At 66.5% G+C, this 2,167-nt stretch carries 3 protein-coding genes; all 3 read right to left on the reverse strand.

From position 1 onward, the window contains the following. The coding region (locus EQG76_RS11445; protein WP_159713459.1) for an Mth938-like domain-containing protein at positions 1–309 on the reverse strand (309 nt) is incomplete at its 3' end. A 13-nt stretch (positions 310–322) separates the two neighbouring features. Next, complete coding sequence (gene secF, locus EQG76_RS11450) at positions 323–1,270, reverse strand: protein translocase subunit SecF (RefSeq protein WP_159713461.1); 948 nt, start codon at positions 1,268–1,270, stop codon at positions 323–325. Positions 1,271–1,313: 43 nt separating this feature from the next. Further along, on the reverse strand, positions 1,314–2,167 hold an 854-nt coding region (gene secD / locus EQG76_RS11455; RefSeq protein WP_159713463.1), incomplete at its 5' end, for a protein translocase subunit SecD.

The following is a 2,167-nucleotide window of genomic DNA, read 5'->3' on the forward strand; positions in this document are numbered from 1 at the left end:
GGCGGCGGCCGTCGTCATGCACTCCACGACGATCCCCCGCTGGCGCAGGCGCTGGCGCAGGCGCGGGTCGATCATCCGGAAGGCGGCGCCCGTGCCCAGCACCAGCACGTCGGGCAGGGCCGCCGCTTCCAGCAGCGGCGCCAGGCCGGCTTCGGTCACCTCGTCGAAGCTGCTCACCGGCCAGGCCTGGGTCAAGGTCGGCCAGACCAGCACGGAGCCTGCGTACCGCTCGCCCCCGATCGTGAAGCCGTCCGCCCGGTAGGACTGGATGACCTGCCGGCCTTCCGGGACTAGGGGCGTGACTTCCAAGCGATCCTCTCCCTCAGCCCTTGGCGGTGGCCGGCGCGGCCTTCGCGGGCGTGCTGCTGCTGGCACGCAGGTTCAGGTAGTAGAGCACCGGGGCGGCGATGTAGATCGTGGAGTAGATGCCGACGATCACGCCCACGATCATGATGACAGTGAAGTCGCGGATGACCGGGCCACCCAGCACGAACAGCGACAGGAGCGCCAGCAGCGTAGTGAGTGCGGTGGCGAGCGTGCGCGCCATGGTCTCGTTGATCGAGCGGTCCAGCAGCTGCTCGATCGGCATGGCCTTGTAGCGCCGCAGGTTCTCCCGGACCCGGTCGTAGATCACCACCGTGTCGTTCAGCGAGTAGCCTACGATCATCAGCAGTGCCGCGATCGAGGTCAGGTTGAACTCCATGCCGGTGAAGGCATAGACGGCCAGCCCCGCCGACACGTCATGGACCAGTGCTGCCAGCGCGCCCACCCCGTACTGCCACTCGAAGCGGAACCAGAGATAGACCAGTACGCCCGCCACCGAGATCAGCACGGCCCACACGCCGTTCATCAGCAGTTCGCCGCTGACCTTGGGCCCCACGAACTCCTGCCGCTTGTAGACGATGCCCTCGCCGAACGTGCTGTTCAGCGCCTCCTTGACCTGCTCGATCCGGGCGCGCTGCTCGTCCTGGTCCTCGCTGGCCTCCAGACGGATCAGCACCTCACGGTCGCTGCCGGCGGTCTGCAACTCGCTGGCACCGAGGCCCAGCCCGTCCACGGTGGAACGCATCGCGGCGAGATCGGCACGCTCCGGCATCTCCACTTCGAGGACGGTCCCGCCCTTGAAGTCGATGCCGAAGTTCATGCCATTGACCGCGATCAAGATCACGGTCGCCACCAGCACCACTGCCGACCAGATGAAGAACGGCCAGCGATAGCGGAAGAATGGGACGTTCAGGTCGTCCGGGACCAGGCGCAGGCGGTGTGCCATCAGAAGCCGTCCTCGGTGAAGCCCTGCACCATCATAGCACCCATCATATCGGAAGCACCTTCGGACGGCGCCAGATGTACCAGTAGGCCACCACCATCCGGGTGAAGGTGACCGCCGTGAACATGGTGGTGATGATGCCGATGCAGTGGGTGACGGCAAAACCCTTCACCGGCCCGGTGCCGAAGATGAACAGCGCGATGCCCGCGATGAACGAGGTGACGTTGCTGTCCACGATGGTGCGCATCGCCTCGGTGAAACCGACATCCAGCGCCGAGATCGGCGAGCGGCCGTTCTTCACCTCCTCGTGGATGCGCTCGTAGATCAGCACGTTGCTGTCCACGGCTTGGCCGATCACCAGCACGATGCCGGCAATGCCCGGCAGGGTCAGGGTGGCGCCGAGGAAGCTCATGGTGGCGAACACCAGGACCAGGTTCACCACCAGCGCCAGGTTGGCAATCAAGCCGAACACCGGGCCGTAATAGACCATCATGAAGGCGAACACGGCAATGCCGGCCACGATGGTGGCGAGGATGCCCGCGCGGATCGAATCCGCGCCCAGCTCCGGCCCGACCGAGCGCTCCTCGATCACCTCGAGCGGAGCCGGCAGGGCGCCCGCACGCAGCAGGACCGCCAGCTCGGTCGCCGACTGGAAGGAGAAGCTGCCGCTGATGATGCCGGAGCCACCCAGGATCGGCTCGTTCACCCGGGGGGCCGAGATCACCTTGTTGTCCAGCACGATGGCGAGGAGCTGGCCGACATTCTGCTGGGTCGCCTGGCCGAACTTGCGGCCGCCCGCACTGTCGAAGCGGAAGCTCACCACCGGCTCGTTGGTCTGCAGGGTCGGCTGGGCATCGACCAGGCTCTCGCCGCCGACCACCACCTGGCGCTTGACCACGT

Source organism: Geminicoccus flavidas, from assembly GCF_009806515.1.
GTDB lineage: Bacteria > Pseudomonadota > Alphaproteobacteria > Geminicoccales > Geminicoccaceae > Geminicoccus > Geminicoccus flavidus.

Bases quoted from the DNA above. Each gene is read 5' to 3' on its own strand.
- secF (WP_159713461.1), bottom strand. From the start codon at position 1,270: ATGGCACACCGCCTGCGCCTGGTCCCGGACGACCTGAACGTCCCATTC.